The 17,453-nt window shown below is 66.5% G+C and carries 15 protein-coding genes and 2 riboswitches; of the genes, 5 read left to right on the top strand and 10 right to left on the bottom strand.

Annotated features, from left to right (window positions below; translation table 11 throughout):
• Nucleotides 1-17: 17 nt before the first annotated feature.
• The 6 genes from OXR00_RS01860 to OXR00_RS01835 all read right to left on the bottom strand — a co-directional run bounded on the left by OXR00_RS01860 (nt 18) and on the right by OXR00_RS01835 (nt 4,837).
• Nucleotides 18-719, bottom strand: coding sequence for an adenosylcobinamide-GDP ribazoletransferase (locus tag OXR00_RS01860; protein WP_267386338.1), 702 nt, complete (start codon nt 717-719; stop codon nt 18-20).
• Entirely contained in the window at nt 716-1,285 is a 570-nt protein-coding gene (locus tag OXR00_RS01855; RefSeq protein ID WP_267386337.1) for a histidine phosphatase family protein, read from the bottom strand. Before OXR00_RS01855 ends, OXR00_RS01860 begins: the two co-directional genes overlap by 4 nt.
• Complete coding sequence (gene cobT, locus OXR00_RS01850; protein ID WP_267386336.1) at nt 1,285-2,292, bottom strand: nicotinate-nucleotide--dimethylbenzimidazole phosphoribosyltransferase; 1,008 nt, start codon at nt 2,290-2,292, stop codon at nt 1,285-1,287. Before cobT ends, OXR00_RS01855 begins: the two co-directional genes overlap by 1 nt.
• The gene (locus OXR00_RS01845; RefSeq protein WP_267386335.1) at nt 2,289-2,693 is read right to left on the bottom strand and encodes a DUF1636 domain-containing protein; all 405 of its coding nucleotides are present in this window, start codon (nt 2,691-2,693) and stop codon (nt 2,289-2,291) included. The genes cobT and OXR00_RS01845 overlap by 4 nt, the downstream gene beginning before the upstream one ends.
• A 167-nt stretch (nt 2,694-2,860) precedes the next feature.
• Nucleotides 2,861-3,054: riboswitch (cobalamin riboswitch) on the bottom strand.
• Between the two features lie 20 nt (nt 3,055-3,074).
• The gene (locus OXR00_RS01840) at nt 3,075-3,851 is read right to left on the bottom strand and encodes an ABC transporter ATP-binding protein (RefSeq protein WP_267386333.1); all 777 of its coding nucleotides are present in this window, start codon (nt 3,849-3,851) and stop codon (nt 3,075-3,077) included.
• Nucleotides 3,845-4,837 carry an iron ABC transporter permease gene (locus tag OXR00_RS01835; protein ID WP_267386332.1) on the bottom strand — a complete coding sequence of 331 codons (993 nt, stop codon included), beginning with the start codon at nt 4,835-4,837 and terminating at the stop codon, nt 3,845-3,847. The genes OXR00_RS01840 and OXR00_RS01835 overlap by 7 nt, the downstream gene beginning before the upstream one ends.
• Nucleotides 4,838-4,887: 50 nt before the next feature.
• Here OXR00_RS01835 and OXR00_RS01830 point away from each other — a divergent pair, with 50 nt between their 5' ends.
• Nucleotides 4,888-5,715 carry an ABC transporter substrate-binding protein gene (locus tag OXR00_RS01830; protein ID WP_267386331.1) on the top strand — a complete coding sequence of 276 codons (828 nt, stop codon included), beginning with the start codon at nt 4,888-4,890 and terminating at the stop codon, nt 5,713-5,715.
• A gap of 83 nt (nt 5,716-5,798) precedes the next feature.
• Here OXR00_RS01830 and cobO read toward each other — a convergent pair whose 3' ends face one another.
• From cobO to OXR00_RS01815, 3 genes are all read right to left on the bottom strand, one after another.
• Nucleotides 5,799-6,407 (bottom strand): cob(I)yrinic acid a,c-diamide adenosyltransferase, encoded by a 609-nt coding sequence (gene cobO, locus OXR00_RS01825; RefSeq protein ID WP_267386330.1) that lies wholly within the window; start codon nt 6,405-6,407, stop codon nt 5,799-5,801.
• Nucleotides 6,407-8,302, bottom strand: coding sequence for a TonB-dependent receptor (locus tag OXR00_RS01820; protein WP_267386329.1), 1,896 nt, complete (start codon nt 8,300-8,302; stop codon nt 6,407-6,409). The genes cobO and OXR00_RS01820 overlap by 1 nt, the downstream gene beginning before the upstream one ends.
• Nucleotides 8,303-8,482: 180 nt before the next feature.
• Nucleotides 8,483-8,694, bottom strand: a riboswitch (cobalamin riboswitch).
• A gap of 67 nt (nt 8,695-8,761) precedes the next feature.
• Entirely contained in the window at nt 8,762-10,303 is a 1,542-nt protein-coding gene (locus OXR00_RS01815; protein WP_267386328.1) for a DUF4403 family protein, read from the bottom strand.
• Nucleotides 10,304-10,466: 163 nt separating this feature from the next.
• On the opposite strand from OXR00_RS01815, the gene OXR00_RS01810 reads away from it, so the two are divergent.
• Genes OXR00_RS01810 through OXR00_RS01795 form a run of 4 tightly spaced genes read left to right on the top strand, consistent with a single transcriptional unit; the run spans nt 10,467 to nt 14,105 of the window.
• Nucleotides 10,467-10,907 (top strand): hypothetical protein, encoded by a 441-nt coding sequence (locus OXR00_RS01810; RefSeq protein WP_267386327.1) that lies wholly within the window; start codon nt 10,467-10,469, stop codon nt 10,905-10,907.
• The gene (locus tag OXR00_RS01805; protein WP_267386326.1) at nt 10,904-12,355 is read left to right on the top strand and encodes a PepSY-associated TM helix domain-containing protein; all 1,452 of its coding nucleotides are present in this window, start codon (nt 10,904-10,906) and stop codon (nt 12,353-12,355) included. Before OXR00_RS01810 ends, OXR00_RS01805 begins: the two co-directional genes overlap by 4 nt.
• Complete coding sequence (locus OXR00_RS01800; protein WP_267386325.1) at nt 12,349-12,681, top strand: DUF3325 family protein; 333 nt, start codon at nt 12,349-12,351, stop codon at nt 12,679-12,681. The genes OXR00_RS01805 and OXR00_RS01800 overlap by 7 nt, the downstream gene beginning before the upstream one ends.
• 56 nt (nt 12,682-12,737) lie before the next feature.
• Nucleotides 12,738-14,105 (top strand): L-serine ammonia-lyase, encoded by a 1,368-nt coding sequence (locus OXR00_RS01795; protein WP_267386324.1) that lies wholly within the window; start codon nt 12,738-12,740, stop codon nt 14,103-14,105.
• A 79-nt stretch (nt 14,106-14,184) separates the two neighbouring features.
• Here OXR00_RS01795 and OXR00_RS01790 read toward each other — a convergent pair whose 3' ends face one another.
• Entirely contained in the window at nt 14,185-17,349 is a 3,165-nt protein-coding gene (locus OXR00_RS01790) for a TonB-dependent receptor (RefSeq protein ID WP_267386323.1), read from the bottom strand.
• Between the last annotated feature and the right edge of the window lie 104 nt (nt 17,350-17,453).

Raw genomic sequence — 17,453 nt, 5'->3', positions numbered from 1 at the left:
GTGATGGGTCCAGCCGTTCACAGCACTACCGCAGCGAGCAGCAGCGTCTCGACCAGCTCGATGCCCGCACCATGTCCATCACCTGAAATCCCGCCGATCGCGCGGCGGACGTACAGCCCCCAGCCTGCCAGCAGCAGCGGCGTGATGAGGACCATCGGCCATCGCAACGCGGCGACGCTCAACGCGAGCGCCCACAGCACCAGATCGATGGGACGCACCGCGTCGCGGAACCGCGCGGCCAGTCCGGCGTGCAGCGGCGGTAACCAGCGCGTCCACACCAGCGGCCCGATTCGCGCGGCAAACGGGATCAGCAGCAGCGGCCACCATGCCGCCTGCGCGATCGCCGCGTGCAGCAGCACCAGCTTGGCGATCAACTGCAGGCCAATCGCGACCACGCCGAAACTGCCGACGTGCGGATCGGCCAAGACCGCGAGCAGACGCGCCGGATCGCCGTGCGCCGCGCCCCGCGCATCGGCAAGGTCGGCCAGCCCGTCGAGGTGGAGCGCCCCGCTCACGCCGACCCAGACCACCAACGCCGCAAGCGCTCCGACCCACGCGTCCCCACGGCCGGCCACCGCCGCACCCGCAACCAGCGCGCCGATCAGCAGTCCGACCAAGGGGAACCAGCGCATCGACGCGGCGAACTCGGCATCGCTCGCCACGAAAGCTGGTAGCGGCAGTCGCGTCAGGAACTGGATGGCGAGCAGCAGGCTCTTCACGGGTACAGCGCCGCGATCTGCGCCGAAGGCGACGCGCCTGGCCACACGCGGAGGCTGAGCAGCGCGGCATAGGGCAGGTCGAACGCCCACAGCTCCCGTTGCGCAAAGCCGCACAGATGCGCGAGCGCCGCACGCATCGCGCCGCCATGCGTGACCACCAGCGTGTCCCGCGCCGGCAACGCCGCAATCGCCGCCGCGACACGCGTCACCAACGCGGACCAGCGTTCACCCTGCGGCGGCGGCGCGGCGTCGGGATCGGCCCAGAACCGACCCAGGGCAGCCGGGTCGATCACGTCGGTCGACAACCCCTCCCAAGCGCCGAAATCGAGCTCACTCCAGCGCCGATCGACCGCGACGGGCAGCGCGAGCCGTGCCGCGATCGTCTCGGCAGGACGTTGCGCCCGCGCGAGATCGGAACAGATCACCGCTTCGACACGAAGGTTCTCGACCTGTGCCATGCAGGCGGCGATGCCCTCGGTTGTCGGCGACGCATCGGTGCGGCCGATCAAGCGGCCGGTACCTTCGGGCGCACCATGGCGGAGCAGATGGAGCGCGAACGCAGCCATCAGCCCGCCGAAACGCCCGCTTCGGCGAAGGTCGCCATGCCGTCATGCGCGGCCAGCGCTGCGCGTACGATATTGACCGCGACGGCGGCGCCGCTCGCCTCGCCCAGCCGCATATCCAGCCGCAGCAACGGCTCAAGCTTCAGCGCCGAAAGCAGCCGGGCATGACCGGGTTCCGCCGAACAGTGCCCGGCGAGGCAATGCCCGATTGCGCCCGGCACCGCCGCCAGCGGAGCGACCGCCGCACAGGTGATGAACCCGTCGAGCATCACCGGCACCCGCAACTGCCGCGCCCGCACCACAGCGCCGGCGATCGCGGCGATCTCCCGCCCGCCCAACCTTCGCAGCGTCTCGAACGGGGTGGCAGGCGCATCGCCGTGGCGGGTCAGCGCGCGATCGATCACCGCGACCTTGCGCGCGATGCCGAAACGGTCAACGCCCGTGCCCGGCCCGACCCAATCGGCGCCGTTGCCACCGATGCTGCGAGCGGCAATGGCGGCGGCCGCAGTCGAATTGCCGATCCCCATTTCGCCGACGACGAGCAGATCGAGATCGTTGCTCACACTGTCCGCACCGGCCGACATCGCGGCCAGACACTCCGCTTCGGTCATCGCCGGGGCTTGCGTGAAGTCTGCGGTCGGGCGATCGAGATCGAGCGCTACGACCTTCAACTCCAGCCCCGCCGCGCCGGCGAGCGCGTTGATCGCCGCGCCGCCCGCCTCGAAATTGGCCACCATCTGCGCGGTGACCGCCGCCGGGAATGCGCTGACGCCATGCGCCGTTACGCCGTGATTGCCGGCGAACACCACCGCGCGCGCGCGCCGGATCTGCGGTCGCGCTTGCGCCTGCCAGCCGGCGATAAACACCGCCAGATCCTCAAGCCGGCCAAGCGAGCCGGGCGGCTTGGTCAGGCTCGCCTGCCGTGCCCGCGCGTGCGCGATCGCAGCTTCATCAGGAACGATGGGATCGGCCAGTGCCGCCGCGAACGCCGCCGGCGTCGGGAACATCATTGCGCGACGAAACCCGGCGGCGGCGTGCGCGTGATGAAATGTCCCTTCACGCCCTGCGGCCACTGCGCGAACGGCACGCGTCCATGTTCGCTTGCCGCGTAATGCACCGCATAATCGAGGATCGCGCGTGCCGATGCCTCATCCGGCGTGAACCGGCCCAGCACGTAGCCGACCTTCTCAGGTGCGCGCAGATGCACGGTGCAATGTTCGGTGCAGGCGAACAGGCACGCCATCTCCTGCACGGCGACATCGGCGTATTTGGGATCGGACGCCTTCACCGCGTTCAGCGCCCCGACCAGCAGCGCGCCGCCGCGCACGCCATCCTGTTCGCGCGCGTCCGCCGAATGGCGGCAGGTGTTGCAGGCGACCACCGCCGGACCGTCCTCGACACGGGTCAGCATGGCGCGGCCGCCGCACGGACGAAGGAAGAATAGAACTGTGACATCGAACGGGCACCCTGCGACACGGGCCGCGTACCGGGCATGTCTTGCGACACGCCGCGTCCACGCGGTCCAACCATGTCGCCACTCGGGTTCACACCCCGCCCGCCCAGAACACCCTGTCCGCGCGATGGACGACTGCGACGGGCAGGTCTCCTGGCTTACGGGTCAACGCCGGTTCGGACCGCCTTCTCAGGATCTTGCAATCCCAATGGCGTGTGGCCCGATGGCTCGCCGCTTACAGTTGCAGGGGCAGCCGGGGCATCGAACCCCGTTCCCTTTTCATCCCCGTCTCCGGGGAACCTTTCGCACCCGCAGCGTTAGCTTTGGCGCGGTGCCGCGTCAATTCGCCGCGCGCGCGGTCGGCACGATGGTCAGGATATCGCCGTGCCGTTCGATCGCGGCGGTGATGCCGTACACCTCGCGCAGCCGCTCCGGGGTCAGCACCGCAAGCGGCGTATCGTCGGCGACGAGCGCGCCGTCATCGACCAGCAGCAGCCGGTCGCAATACCGCGCCGCCATCGTCAAATCGTGCAGCACCGTCACCACCAGCGCGCCGGCGCGCGCCTCGGCGCGGAGCAGCTCCATCACGTCGAGCTGATGGCCGGGATCGAGCGCGGCGAGCGGCTCGTCCGCGAGGAGGGCCGGCGCCCCGACCGCAAGCGTGCGGGCGAGCAGCACGCGTGCACGCTCGCCACCGGAGAGTTCGGTTGCAATCCGGCGCCGCAAGCCGGTCACGTCGGCCCGCGCCATCGCAGCCTCGATCGCTGCCGCGTCGGGGGGCGACAGCCCGGACATCGGCGCGAGATGCGGCAACCGGCCGAGCGCGACGAGCCGTTCGACGCTCAGCGGCCAGTGCAAGGTCTGCCCCTGCGGCAGATAGGCGAGTTTTCGCGCCAGCGCCCCACGCGCCATGCCGCCGAGCGGCGCACCGTCGATGCGGATCGTGCCAGTGAACGGCAGCAACCCGAGCATCGCGCGCAGCAGGGTGGATTTGCCCGCGCCGTTCGGGCCGATAATGCCGACCAGCCGCCCCGGCGTCAGTACCGTGCCGATGCCCCGCAACACCGCGCGCCGACCCATCGTGACGCTCACGTTCTCAAGCGTGATCGTCACCATATCCGTCGCTCGCGAAGCAGATAGGTCAGGAACAGCGGCACGCCAAGGAACGCCGTCACCACGCCCAGCTTCAGTTCGTTGGTGGACGGGATCAACCGCACGCCAATATCCGCCAGCGTCAGCAGCACCGCCCCGGCCAGCGCCGATGGCACGAGGATCGCCGACGGGCTGCGATCGGTCAGCGGGCGCACCAGATGCGGAACGATCAGCCCGACGAAGCCGATCGCGCCGGACACCGCCACCGCGCCACCCACCCCGATCGCCACGCCGAGCAGCAAGCGCAGCCGCACCGCGCGCAGGTCAACGCCCAGCGCGCGCGCGCCGTCCTCCCCCAGCGTCAGCGCATCGAGCGCGCGGCCATCGAACACGAGCAACGCCGCCCCGACCGCGATGCATGGCAGCGCAATCCAGACATGCGCGAACGACCGGTTCTCGATCGAGCCGAGCAGCCACGTCATGATCTCCATCGCCGCGAACGGGTTGGGCGACAGGTTGAGCGTGAGGCTGATCGCCGCACCGCCGAGCGTCGACACGGCGATACCGGCGAGGATCAGGGTGAGCGGGCTTTCGGATCGGCCGGCAAGCGTGAACAGCAACGCCAACGCCACCAGCGCGCCGAGCACCGCCAGCGCCGGCAGCACCGCCGGGTGCAGTTCCGCCAACCCGAAATAGATCGCGCCGACCGCCCCCAGCGCTGCCGCGTTGGACGCACCCAGCACCGATGGTTCCGCGAGCGGATTGCGGAGATAGCCCTGCAGCGCCGCGCCAGCGAGTCCAAGCATCGCGCCGACCGCGAGCCCGATGATGGTGCGTGGCAACCGCAGTTCTATGACGATCGCGGAGGCGACGGCATCGCCGTGCCCGGCCATTGCGGCCACGACGCGGGCGGGTGCCAACGACACCGCCCCGATTGCCAGCGAGGCGAGCGCCGACAGGATGATGAGCACGATCAAGCCGCCGATCAGTACCGGGCGTGGCAGTGTCATGCCAGCGCCGCGCGCTTGTGTCGCGGCACCGCTCGCGTATGGGTCACGCCATGTCGCATCGTCGCTTGATCCCGCTGCTGTTGCTCGTCTGCGGCGCTGCAGCGCCGGCGCCCCCGCACGTGCCAACGCCGCGTCGGATCGTCTCGCTCAACCTCTGCGCCGACCAGCTTGTCGTCGATCTCGCCGACCGGTCGCAGATCGCGGGGCTGACGCACAACGCCCCCGATGTGGAGATGTCGGCGGTGGCGGGGCGTATCGGCGGGCTGCACATCCTCGGCCAGTCCGCCGAGGAGATTCTCGCGATCGATCCCGACCTGATCGTCGGCACACCACCCCGCAGCGGCGGGATGCTGGCGGCACTCGCCCCGCATCACTATCGCACCGTGGATCTCGGTTGGGCCAACAGTTACGGCGATATCGTAGCGCAGATCCGCCAGGTCGCCGCTGCTGTCGGTCACCCGGCGCGTGGCGAAGCGCTGATTGCCCGAATGGACCGCGCGCTTGCGACCTTGCCGCGCGTGCCGGGTCATCCGGTCGCGGCCTACTACCAACGCCGTGGCTTCCTCACCGGTACGGGTACGCTCGTGGACGAACTGATGACGCGCATCGGCCTGATCAACCTCGCCGCCAAGCTCGGCAAGCCGGTGCTGTCGCAGGTTTCGCTCGAGGAGATGATCGCCGCGCGGCCGGATTACCTGATCGTCGAGACGGCGAGCGACCATGTCGTCGATCAGGGCACGGAAATGCTGCACCATCCCGCGCTGGACCGTATTCCGCGCCTGCACCTGCCCGAAGCGTGGACGGTGTGCGGCAGCCCCGCTTACGTGCGGGCGGCGCAGAGCCTGGTGCGGCAAGTCACGGCTTCGCGAGCACGCTAGAACACCGCTGGCGCCGGGCAACGTCGAGGGATGCACCCGAATCGCGCATCCTTTGGCGTAATCCGGCACGAACGCACCGTGGGTCAAAATTCGACCCCCGCCTGCGCCTTCACGCCCTGTTCACGGAACGGGTGCTTCACCAGCGTCATCTCCGTCACCAGATCGGCCGCCTCGTTCAACCCGGCCGGAGCATTGCGGCCGGTGATGACGACGTGCGTCATCTCGGGTTTCGCGGCAAGCGCCGTCAGCACCTCGTCCAGTGGCAGGTAATCGTAGCGCAACACGATGTTGAGTTCGTCCGCGATGACCATACCGTAGGACGGATCGGCGACCATCCGCTTCACCTCCTCCCAGGCGGTGCGCGTGACCGCGATATCGCGCGCGCGGTCCTGCGTATCCCAGGTAAAGCCCTCCCCCATCGGCTTGAACTCGACCAGATCGCCGAGCCGATCGAACACCGCCTTCTCGCCGGTCGTCATCGCGCCTTTGACGAACTGGACGATCCCGACCTTCATGCCGTGGCCGACCGCGCGCACCGCCATCCCCAGCGCGGCCGTGGTCTTGCCCTTGCCCGCGCCGGTGTGGACGATCACCAGCCCCTTCTCGATCGTCTTGGCGGCGACGATCCGTTCCTGCGCGGCTTGCCGCTTGCGCATCTTCTCGGCGTGCTCGGCCTCGGTGCGATCCGCCATCAGATCCGCGCCTTTATGCCGCCGTAGCCCGCGCGCGGCGAACCCCGGAAACCGACGTTCTCGCGGAAGTCGGTGTCGAGCAGATTTTCGACCCGCCCGAACACCGAAATGCCGCGTGCCACCGCTACGTCCGCGCCGAAATTCACCAGCGTGTAAGCCTGCAACGTCTCGGTCTGATATGTCGCAAAGTTGGTGTCGAGCGCATCACCGTTGTAGCGCACCGTCACGTTGGCGCCGAACCGGTCGTCCTTTGACCTCCACGCCAGATTGGCGCTGCCGATATGCGCCGGACGGCGGATCAGCGTCATGTCGGCCTCGTCGTGTGCGTCGAGATAGGTGTAGCTGCCATCGAAGCGGAAGCCGGCTGGAAGGTCGAAATTGAGCGCCACCTCGACCCCCTGATGCGGCGACGATCCGGTCGCGTTCACCACCGTATAGACCGGATCGAACGTGCTGACGATCTTGTGGCGCAGCACCGCGTTGAAATAGGTCACGTCGATGCGGCCGTGCCCGGCGAGGAAGCTCTGTTCGACACCAGCCTCCCAGCCGGTCGATTCCTCGGGCTTGAGGTTGGGGTTGCCGACGAAGCCGCTGGTCGGGGAATAGCCGAACAGTTCGGAGAACACTGGTGCCTTGACCCCGGTGCCCCCCGCTGCGTGGATGCGCGTACCAGTGTCGAACCGGTAACTCGCCTGCAGATGCCAAGTGGTCGCATCGCGGAACCGCTGGTTCACGTCATGCCGCACCGCTCCACCAAGGCCGAGCCGGCTGCCCACCGTCACCTGATACTGGCCGACCAGACCCCAGTTGTTGGTATCGCGAAACGGATTGCTGCCGGTGATGAACGCCGACGTGCCCTGATAGGATTCATGCTCGTAATCGACCGCACCGGTGATGACGTGGCTGGCCGCATCGCCGCCAAGCTTCAGCGCGGAGACGAACGACACTTTCTTGCGCCGGCCGGTATCGCCGCTCGTCTCGGTACCATTGTCGTCGAGGAAGCGGCGCTGCGATTCCTGCAACTGTGCGCTGAGGTCGTTGCTCCAGCGCCCCTCCAGCGCGCTGTAGTGCGCGCCGACCAGCGCATAGACCGCATCGTTCAGGTAGCTACCGCCGCTGTCGATCGCGTTGCCGGTGACGGCGTAATCCTGATCGTTCACGTCGGCGTCGATATGCGTGTAGCGCACCACGCCGCGCAAACCGAAGTCCTCCGACTGATAGCCGAACTTGCCATTGACGGTGCCGATCTTCGACCCGATCCGCCGGTCGCCTGCCGGCGCGACGACATAGCCGCCGATGCCGGAATAGGATCCGCCGACCGCATAATCGAAGTCGCCCGCAGTCCCTGCCCCGCGCACCGCGCCGTCGACTGTGTTGAACGATCCGGCCTCGATCCGGCCCGCGAAGCCCGGCATCTCACGCCCGGTCGGCGTGATATAGTTGATGACGCCGCCGATCGCATCCGATCCGTACAGCGCGCTCTGCTCACCGCGCAGCACCTCCACCCGCGCGCCGGGATCGGCGGTGAGCGAGGCGAAGTCGTACTCGCCGTAGTAGGGGTCAGCCGCCTCGATGCCGTCGATCAACACCAGCGTATGGTTGCTCTCCGCGCCCCGGATACGCACCTGCGTCATGCCGCCGACCGCACCGGTACGGTTGACCGAGATGCCGGGTACGTCGCGCAGCACGTCCGAGACGATCACCGTCTGGCGATCAGACAGGTCCTGCGCGGTTACCACCGTCGCCGACGAGCCGAGCGTCGCGGTGGATATGCCGCCGGGCGCCCGGGCGGCGGTGACGACCACGGTGTCGGTGGCGGTGCCGTCATCGGGCGCGGTCTGCGCGAGCACCGGCGTGGTGGCGATCAGCGCGAACAGTGAGATGGCAATCTTCATCAGTCTTCCCCCGGGCGTCGCGACAGATCGGCGGGAGCGAACCGTCCTTCGACGACCGGTCACGCACGGGCGGGCGGACGCCAGTCGGCACCCGGTCCAAGCGCAACCCTTGCGGCCCCCACCGCTTTGGTTCGTCGCTCAGACGGAGAACCGTGCCCTGGCCTGTTCCTGGACCACGACAAGAGCGACCAGAACGCCGGCAGGTCTCCTGGCTCACGGGTCAGGGCTTGATGCACGCCTTCCCGAAACCGCGGCTTCAGTGGCTGCCCTTTCGGGCCCGTGCATCGCGCTCGCCGCTTACAGTTGCAGGGACAGCTGCGGATTAGGGCGACGCGCCCGCACCACATTCCCGTTTAAGCCCCTTGCGGGGCACCGACGCGATCCTGAACGACAGCGGTTGCCCGCCGCGTTCGTGACGGCCATATGCCACATCTCGGTCGCCGCCAATCGCCTTTGACGCTATCGCCGCAGCGGCGCGTAGGTGATCGTCGCCTGCCCCGCCGCGCGCACCGGCAGGAACAGTCCCTTGCCGGTTACCGCCAGCGTGCCGTTCTCAACGCGCGTCACGTCAGCGGAGAGCAGGAAATCGCCCTCGCGCCGCGCGCCGATCGCCTTGCGCGCGGATCGCAGGACCTTCTGGTAATCGGGCGCGAAATCGTGCGCTAGTCCCTCGGCGATCGTGTCGCGAACCGACGTGTCCTTGAACAGCGAGACCAGCAGGTTGACCGTCTCGCTGTCGGTATCGGTGGTGATCGCGACATCGCGCGCGCGGATCAGTTGCGAATTGGGTACGTTGTACGGCACCGCCGTCAGCCACACCTCGCCCTTGGTGGCGAGGAGCGAGGTGTTACGGGCCTTGGCCTTTGCCTGCACGCCGATCGCGAGCCGCCCCCCGCTGGTGGCATAGATCGTCACCTTGCCGAACGCGACGTCCACCGGGCCGATCCCGGCGAGCGTGATGCCCTTTTTCGCGCGCTTCACCAGCACACGGTGCACCACCGGCTCGAGCTGGGCATAATCCGCCAGCACGGGTATGAAGAAGTTAAGGCCCTGCTTGCCGACCGAGGCTGCGGGCGGCGGCAAAGGCGTTGCGGCAGGATCGGCAGGCCGAGCGCCGACGAACGTCTCGGTCAGCGCATCGGCGGAGAGCGTCAGCACCAGCGTGCGGCGATCGACCGTGTAGCCGCCGAAGCCGAGCCGCTTGGGCGTGACCCGCATCCACGCCGGTGGGCGCTCGCGGTTGAGCATGATCGAGGTAAAGCCCTGCCGCCACGCCGAGGCGAGTTTCGCGCGCAGATCGAGCTTGTTGAGTTCACGTGGCAGGCTGCGTTCCAATCCCGCGATGACCGGTTTCAGCCGTGCGTCTGCCTTGCTCGCGAATTCGATGCGCTGACCGAGGAAGTCGATGCCGGGCGGCGTCGTCCAGTCATACGCAATTCGCACCTTCGCGCTCGGCGACCAATTGCCCGTGATCGAAAGCTGCGCGACGGCATGCACGATCGCGTCGCCGGTCGCCGTCTTGGATACCACGCCGCCAACCTTCTGCGCGGCGATGGTCGCGTGAACCGGGATGTCGATGGTCAGTCGATTGCCGCTGCCGCCGAGTTTCAGATGGCCACGCGTGACCTCGCCAACGATGCGGCAGCCAAGCTTGGGAAGCACCCGCACATGAGCGATGCCGAGATCGACGCGCTTGGCGGCGACACAGGCGTCGAGTTGCTTGTCGATTCCCCACAACCGCTTTGGCGTCTGCCGTTCAAGTGCGCGGGCAAGATCATCGAGCGAGCCCGAGATCGGCACCACGATCGAGGATGTTCCAAGCGGAAAGTGCGGTTCGCTGGTGATCCGTGGCGGCGCGGGGGAATGAACCTTGTGGCTGCATCCACTCGCCAGCAGCACGGCGATAAGCACGCTCGTCCCGGCGCGCGACGCCCTCACGCCCGAAGCGCGTGTTCCGATGGTGCGAATACCCTGCCCCTCCCAAACAGCCTTAATCGGCATCGATGGCGAACCTCATCATCTCACACCGTAAAACGCAATGATGTCAGCGCACAGTTCGCGCAAAGTGTCACGGCGCCGTTGCTTTACGCAATCGCAGACGTACGTGATAATGCGATTGACTCGCAAAAGTGAACTTCGTATTCGGGGCCGGAGAAGGAACGCGATGAACCGGCATTTCACCCTCACGCTCGCAAGTGCCGCAACGGTCGCTCGTCGCGAGCGCGCACGTGCCGATCTGCCCGGCGCGGCTTTGCGTCGGGTTGGAACGGTACGGCACACCTTCACCGCGTTTCCCGCACCGGTCCGCGGCGTTGTGCGCGATCGACACTGCTCGGCATACCGGATCAATATCGCCGCTCGAATGATCGCGGGCAGCTTCGGCGCCTATGCCGTCGTTGCTGCGCTTGGTGCCCTGCTCGCACGACTGCTGCCGATGGCGCGGCCGGAGGCGGTAATGACCGGGATGCTCGCCGCGCTGCTGGTTTTTCCGGCGGTGACGATTTGGGCGTTTCTGGCACGCAGCCCCGCGCGCGCACTTGGCGGCGTCGCGATCGCTGCGTTCGCGCTTGCAACTCTGGCGCTGACACTCCCGCTCCCGACATGAACCGCCTTCACGATGGGGCACGCCAGACAATGGCGTGGCTCCACGGCTGGACCGGGCTGTTGCTCGGTCATGTGCTGTACCTGATGGCATTCGCCGGCACGCTCAGCATGTTCAAACCCGAGATCAGCCGCTGGATGCGGCCCGAGAATACCGCGCAGGTCGATGCCGTTCGGGCAATCACAGCGGCGACGGACTGGCTGTCGCACAACGCCGCCGATGCGCCGGCCTGGTATCTCACTGCCCCCGACGCGCGCGCCAACACGATCGACGCCTATTTCACGCAAGGCGGCAAGATCGCGCTGCGCGCGCTGGACCCGACCACCGGCGCGCCGGTGTTGCGCGAAACGCTGGGCGGTGAATTCTTCTACCGTCTGCATTTCGAGCTTGAACTGCCGTACCCATGGGGCCGGATGCTGGCCTCGCTGGCGGCGGCGACGATGCTGATCGCGCTGATCTCCGGCATCGTGGCCCACCGCCGTTTCTTCCGCGACTTCTTCACCTTCCGCGCCGACAAGGGGCAGCGATCGTGGCTGGACGCGCACAACGTGCTCGGCGTGTTCGCGCTGCCGTTCCACCTGATGATTACGCTGACCGGCATATTGACGCTGCTGTCGCTCAGTATGCCGTGGCCCGGGGTCTCTGGTTACGGCGCCGATATGCCAGCAATGTTCCACGAACTTGCGCCGGGCGGGGTCGATCGCCCTGCGGCCGGTCGGCACGCAAGGCTCGGTTCGGTCGCGGACATGATGCGCGACGCACAGGTTCGTTGCGGCGGCGCGGTCGGCCGCGTGACGATCATCAATCCTGGCGACGCCGCCGCTGTGGCGAGTTTCACCTGCGCGGATGCGGCGCAGATCGCCACCAACGCCGGTGTCGCCAGCTACGACGCGGTGAGCGGGCGGCTGCTCAACGCCTGGATCGAACATCGCCCGGCGATCACCGCCTATAGCTGGCTGTACGGTCTGCACGTCGCACGGTTTGCACCGCTGCCGCTACGTTGGCTGTATTTTCTCGGCGGCGCCATGCTGACGCTGGCGATCGCCACCGGGCTGATCCTTTGGACGGTCAAGCGGCGCGACCGTCTGCCCGACCACGCCAACCGCCTGCTCGCGCGTATAAACGCTGGCGTGATCGTCGGCGTGCCGGCGGGTGCGCTTGCGTTGCTTTGGGCCAATCGCCTGCTGCCGCTCGCCAGTGGCGGGCGCGCTGGAGCGGAGGTGGCGGCGGCAATGGCTACGGCCGGCATTGTGCTGGTGATCACGAGCGCGTTGCCGGATCGCTTGCGCTGGCCGCTGCCGTTTGCAGGACTGGCGACCGGGCTGATCGCGCTGCCGTTCCTCGGCGGGTGGATCGGTGACGGTGATGCGGTGCTGGTCGCAGGCAATCTCCTGCTGCTTGCCGCAGGTGCACTGTGTGCGTGGGTGGCGTGGCGGAGCGCGCGATGCTGATCGCATCGGCCGCTTTGCTGTATCTCGCGCTGTTCGCGCTCGCGATTGCGCAACCGCAACATGGCGATGTGCTGACCGGGCGGCGGCTGGCGGTCGCGCGACAACAGCAGGCGCGCTTCTTCGGTTGGGTGCTGCTCGCTGCATCCCTGGCGATCGTGCTTGTCACGGCGCAACCGGTCTACGCGACGCTGTGGTGGATCGGCGCCCTACCTGCGGTCGGTCTGCCGCTGGTGGCGGCGCGCAGCTACCGGCCGGAGTTCGCAAGGGCCGGTGCCGCCGCTGCAGTGGTGGCAGTGCCGTTCGGACTGATCCTGGCGGCGATCTAGGCGTGCAAAGCCTTGCGGAAATGGCGTAAGCGGACGCTCCATCCGAAAGGCCGTCCGTGCTTGATAAGAATAGTGCTCCGCTCAGCGTCGTCGATCTGTTCACCATCGGCATCGGGCCGTCCAGTTCGCACACGGTCGGGCCGATGCGTGCGGCCTTTGCGTTCGCACGGATGCTGGTCGAAGAGCAGGCGAACCCGGTCCGGGTCACGTGCGACCTGTACGGCTCGCTCGCGCTGACCGGGCGCGGACACGGCACCGACGGCGCGGTACTGCTCGGCCTTGCTGGCCACACACCGGAGGGCGTCGATCCTGACCGGGTGCCGGCGATCCTCGCCGATATTCGCGCGCGTGGCGAACTGCCGCTTGGTGGCGATGCGCCGATCCGCTTTGACGAGCCTAACGACCTGATCTTCCGCGCAAGCTTCCTGCCCGGCCACCCCAACGGCATGGCCTTTACCGCGACGCTGTCGGACGGCAGCGAGATCGTGCGGCGGTATTACTCGATCGGCGGCGGCGCGATCCGCATGGAGGGCGAGGCAGCGGCGCGCGTCAACGTGGCACCGCCCCACCCCTTTTCCTCCGGTGACGAACTGCTGGAAATCGGCACCGCGACCGGCCTTTCGATCGCCGACATCGTGCGCGCCAACGAAGCGGCGTGGCGCGACCCGGAGGAGACCGATGCGTTCTTGGCGTCGGTGCGCGCCGCGATGTTCGCGTCAATCGAACGCGGCTGCCATGGCGAAGGCGTGTTGCCGGGTGGCCTCCGCGTCACACGGCGGGCGCGGGCAATGCGTGAAAAACTGATCGAACGCGGTCCGCGCGCCGATCCAAGCCTGGTATTCGAGTGGGTCAGCCTGTGGGCGCTGGCGGTCAACGAGGAAAATGCCGCCGGCGGCCGCGTCGTGACCGCCCCGACCAACGGTGCCGCCGGTGTGATCCCGGCGGTGCTGAAATATTACGAGACGTTCGTTCACGGCGCCACGGCGGACGGTTCTCGGCGGCTGCTCTACACCGCGTCGGCAGTGGGGTTCCTGTACAAGCAACGCGCATCGATCTCGGCCGCGGAAATGGGGTGCCAAGGCGAGGTCGGCGTAGCGTGTTCGATGGCGGCGGGTGGTCTCGCGGCGGCACTAGGCGCGACCAACGCGCAGATCGAAAACGCCGCCGAAATCGGCATGGAGCACAACCTCGGCCTCACCTGCGATCCGATCGGCGGCCTGGTGCAGATCCCCTGTATCGAACGCAACACGATGGGCGCGATCAAGGCGGTTAATGCGGCCTATCTCGCGCTGCACGGCGATGGCCGCCACATCGTCAGCCTCGATCAGGTGATCGAGACGATGCGCCAGACGGGCGAGGACATGAAGTCGAAGTACAAGGAGACAAGCCTCGGCGGGCTGGCGGTGAACGTAGTGGAGTGTTGAGCATTCCCCACAGCCTGGCGCAGCATCCCGCGCCAAGGCTGTCAAGGAAGCGCAACCTCGGCGTGTCTCCCTGCCCCGTTCAGAACTTTGCCTGGATGCCGGTGAAGAACCGGCGGCCCGGATAGTAAAGGTCGATCGGCCCGAGGTTCTTGATGTAAGTCTGCTGATATTCCTTGTTGATGTTCTGCATCTCGACGAACACGCTGAAATGGTATTTCGGCACGCGTACGGTGATCTTCCCGTCCAGGTATCCTTCCGACTTGCGATAGATCGGGTTGTTGCCGTTGTTTGAGTCCGAAGTCATTTGCAGCCAGCTTGAACGGAAGTTGTAGTTCACGCGGACGTTCAGCCAATCCTTGTCGTAGAACACGCTGGCGTTCCAGGTGTACTTGGACAGACCAGGATAATCGTTGAGCGGCTGGTTGGTGGCGAGATTCGTGAGATTGGTGGTCAGCGCGCGGGCATAGGTGAAGTTGCCGCTCGCCCCGAAACCGTCGAACGGACGGGGCAGGAATGTGAACACCGTCTGCGCGCTCGCCTCAAATCCATCGAGCAACGCACCAAACCCATTGACCGGCTGATTGACCGTGTAGAGGATACCGTCGCCGAACAGGTTAACGTCGTTGCGGGTGACACCGCCGATGACGAAGCTCGACTCGAACTTCTTGTAATAGCCGAGGCTCACCAGCGTATCGCGGTTTGCGTACCAGGCGAGGTTCGCTTCCCACTGGGTTGCGCGATATGGCTTCAGGGCCGGGTTGCCGGCCTTGCAGGCATCCTGCCCGAAGATGCCGGTGGTCTGGTCATCCACGCAGTTGATGTTCGGCACCAGATCGAGCGGCTTGGGCCGCGCGAGGTTCTTGGCCCAGTTGCCGCGTAGCGTCAGGTTGGGCGTGATATCCAGCGCAAGGTTGAACGCCGGCAGGAAGTCCGCATAATTGTTGCGGATGCTGATCTGCTGCGATGCAGTCACCGTCGTCACCGCCGTACCCGCCGCGTTCAGAGCCGTGACCCGCGCGACGTTGGTGCCGGTGCCGACATCGCGCGTGTTCGTATACCGCACGCCGCCGTTGCCGCTGAGATGCATGCCGAACACCTCGGTATCCAGGTTCAGCCGCAGATAGGCCGAAGCGACACGCTCATCGATTTGCGCGTTCGGGATCTGCGGGAGGCCGTTGGCAGACCGGATCTGGCCCTGATTGAAGTTCGACAGATCATAATATTGGCCGAGCACGCCTCGATCGAACAGCGGCACCGCGAACTGTCCGGGGATACCGCCCGGCGCGTTTTGCAGGCCCGCGAACAACGGCGCTCCGCCGGGAACGAGCCCGTTGGCGGATTGCAGGATGCCGATATATTCCGCCGGGGTGAGTTGATAGGTCGCGGTGTTGTTGCCGCTACCCGTGGCGCCGATCGTCTGGCGTGCGGTCACGTTCTTCACGAGGTTGGTCGTGTAGCTGTAATAGGAGGCCGTCTGGTACTGGCCGTTGTCCAGCAGCCGCGAGCCACCGCCGAGATATTGGAAGTAGCTCTGCCAGCGCGCCTGCCCGCCGAGCTGGATGCTCTTCAGCAGCGGGAGATCGGTATCGTAGGTCGCATCGACCTTGCCCTGGTTTTCGGTGTTGCCATAGTCGTTGGGGCGCCACTGGATGCTCGGACCGGCCTGATATGGATCGGTCGCGGCATTGTTGGTGTAGATCGTGTAGTCCGCCGGGTTGACCGTGCTCGGGAAGATGAAAGCCGGAATGCCGAGCGAATTGCGCCGGTCTACCGTGACGCCCGGCACCGACGTGGTGATCGAGATCAGCGCGTTATTGCCGATGTCTCTTGCCAGCGAGTGCGACCCGAGTGCCTTCACGTGCAGCCGATTCAGATCCCAGGTGAAGCCGCCCTGGTAATAATAGGAATATTGTTCGTCAGTGTAGTCGCGGCGCTGGATGCCGAGGATGTTGGCATCGCCGCTGGTGACCGTGCTGCTTAACACGTTCGGCTTCAGCGCCGTCGTGTAGCTGGTGACGACGTGATTGTCGTCTACCGTCGCGCTTCCGGCTTTAATCTGCGCCTGCGACACGCCACCGTTCAAGCCAACCGGCAGCGTCGGGTCGAGCTGATAGCGCTGGTAGCGGCCCATATCGAGCGAGTAGTTCGCGTCTTGCAGGGTCTGGTCGCGGTGGTTGATCGTTGCCTCTACATAAGCGCGGAAGTTGGGGGCGAACTCATACTGGAGCTGCGCGTCGCCGGAGATGCGCTTGTCGTGGCGGACCCAGTTGCGATAGCGCGGCACGGTTGGCGCCCAGTCGAAGAACTGCGTCTCGCATGCCTTGCGCCGCGTGGTGGCGTTGGCGGCGTTGGCACCACCGACACCCGCGCAGCTCGCATACGTGTTATAAGCGGCATAATTCGGATCGGCGACAGTCTTCTGATCGGAATGGTCGAAATCCGCGAGCCGCGACCAATTGGTGTTGCTGATGTAATCCTGCCGCGTCGTTACGTTATCGTAGGTCACGTTGATGAGCGCGCCCAGCCCGTCAAGGAACAGCTTGGGGGTGCCGGCGACAAGCGTGATGCGCGGCTTCCAGTCCTGTGTAGTGTCGAGCCGCTGTTCAGAGAACACCACGCTCGCCAGCGCCTTCTTCAGCTCGAGCGGCCGACGCGTTTCGATGCTGACGGTGCCGCCGAGACCACCCTCGGTAAGGTCGACCGAATAACCCTTGTAGACGTCGATCGACTTGACCAGTTCGGTGGCGAGTTCGCGGAAATCGCCCGAACGGCCGCCCTGTGTCGATGCCTGGCTGACGCCGTTGATCTCGACACGGTTGAGGTCGGGTTCGACGCCACGGATCGAGACGTTCACGCCCTCGCCGAAATCGCGGTTGAGCTGCACGCCGGTAATGCGCGCGAGCGAGTCGCCCACGTTCTTGTCGGGGAAACTGGCGATATCGTCCGCGACGATCGAATCGACAATGGTGCCGGCGTTGCGCTTGCGGGCGATACCCGATTGCAACGACGCGCGCGTTCCGACGACGATCACGTCCTCGGCGTTTACCGCCTTGTCAGCACCGGCGGCAGCGCTGCTAGCGGTGTCATTCTTAGGCGTGGTTTGATCGGCGGCGGGTGGCGTTTCGGAGGTCGCGCTGCTGGCGCTCTGTGCGGCGGCAGGCGACGCGGCGAGCATCAAACCAGTTGCAAGCGCAAGCGAGGACACCGCAAATCTGGTGGCGGATAGATGCCGAAGCGTAGTCATATTCCTCTCCCCTGTTCGGCCTTTGCGGCCGTTCCTACGCCTTCGATCTCGACGGCTGGAAGGTTGTTGCCCCCTTCTACCTGCCGATCACGGCGTCCCGAATT

Source organism: Sphingomonas sp. GC_Shp_3 (assembly GCF_026540945.1).
Taxonomy (GTDB): Bacteria; Pseudomonadota; Alphaproteobacteria; order Sphingomonadales; family Sphingomonadaceae; genus Sphingomonas.
This window is presented reverse-complemented; position numbering and strand designations above follow the sequence as displayed.

Excerpts from the sequence above, each read along its gene's own strand:
- OXR00_RS01855 (WP_267386337.1), bottom strand. The coding sequence starts at position 1,285 with ATGGCTGCGTTCGCGCTCCATCTGCTCCGCCATGGTGCGCCCGAAGGT.
- cobT (WP_267386336.1), bottom strand. The coding sequence starts at position 2,292 with ATGATGTTCCCGACGCCGGCGGCGTTCGCGGCGGCACTGGCCGATCCC.
- OXR00_RS01845 (WP_267386335.1), bottom strand. The coding sequence starts at position 2,693 with ATGCTGACCCGTGTCGAGGACGGTCCGGCGGTGGTCGCCTGCAACACC.
- OXR00_RS01840 (WP_267386333.1), bottom strand. The coding sequence starts at position 3,851 with ATGGTGACGATCACGCTTGAGAACGTGAGCGTCACGATGGGTCGGCGC.
- OXR00_RS01835 (WP_267386332.1), bottom strand. The coding sequence starts at position 4,837 with ATGACACTGCCACGCCCGGTACTGATCGGCGGCTTGATCGTGCTCATC.
- OXR00_RS01830 (WP_267386331.1), top strand. The coding sequence starts at position 4,888 with ATGTCGCATCGTCGCTTGATCCCGCTGCTGTTGCTCGTCTGCGGCGCT.
- cobO (WP_267386330.1), bottom strand. The coding sequence starts at position 6,407 with ATGGCGGATCGCACCGAGGCCGAGCACGCCGAGAAGATGCGCAAGCGG.
- OXR00_RS01820 (WP_267386329.1), bottom strand. The coding sequence starts at position 8,302 with ATGAAGATTGCCATCTCACTGTTCGCGCTGATCGCCACCACGCCGGTG.
- OXR00_RS01815 (WP_267386328.1), bottom strand. The coding sequence starts at position 10,303 with ATGCCGATTAAGGCTGTTTGGGAGGGGCAGGGTATTCGCACCATCGGA.
- OXR00_RS01810 (WP_267386327.1), top strand. The coding sequence starts at position 10,467 with ATGAACCGGCATTTCACCCTCACGCTCGCAAGTGCCGCAACGGTCGCT.
- OXR00_RS01805 (WP_267386326.1), top strand. The coding sequence starts at position 10,904 with ATGAACCGCCTTCACGATGGGGCACGCCAGACAATGGCGTGGCTCCAC.
- OXR00_RS01800 (WP_267386325.1), top strand. The coding sequence starts at position 12,349 with ATGCTGATCGCATCGGCCGCTTTGCTGTATCTCGCGCTGTTCGCGCTC.
- OXR00_RS01790 (WP_267386323.1), bottom strand. The coding sequence starts at position 17,349 with ATGACTACGCTTCGGCATCTATCCGCCACCAGATTTGCGGTGTCCTCG.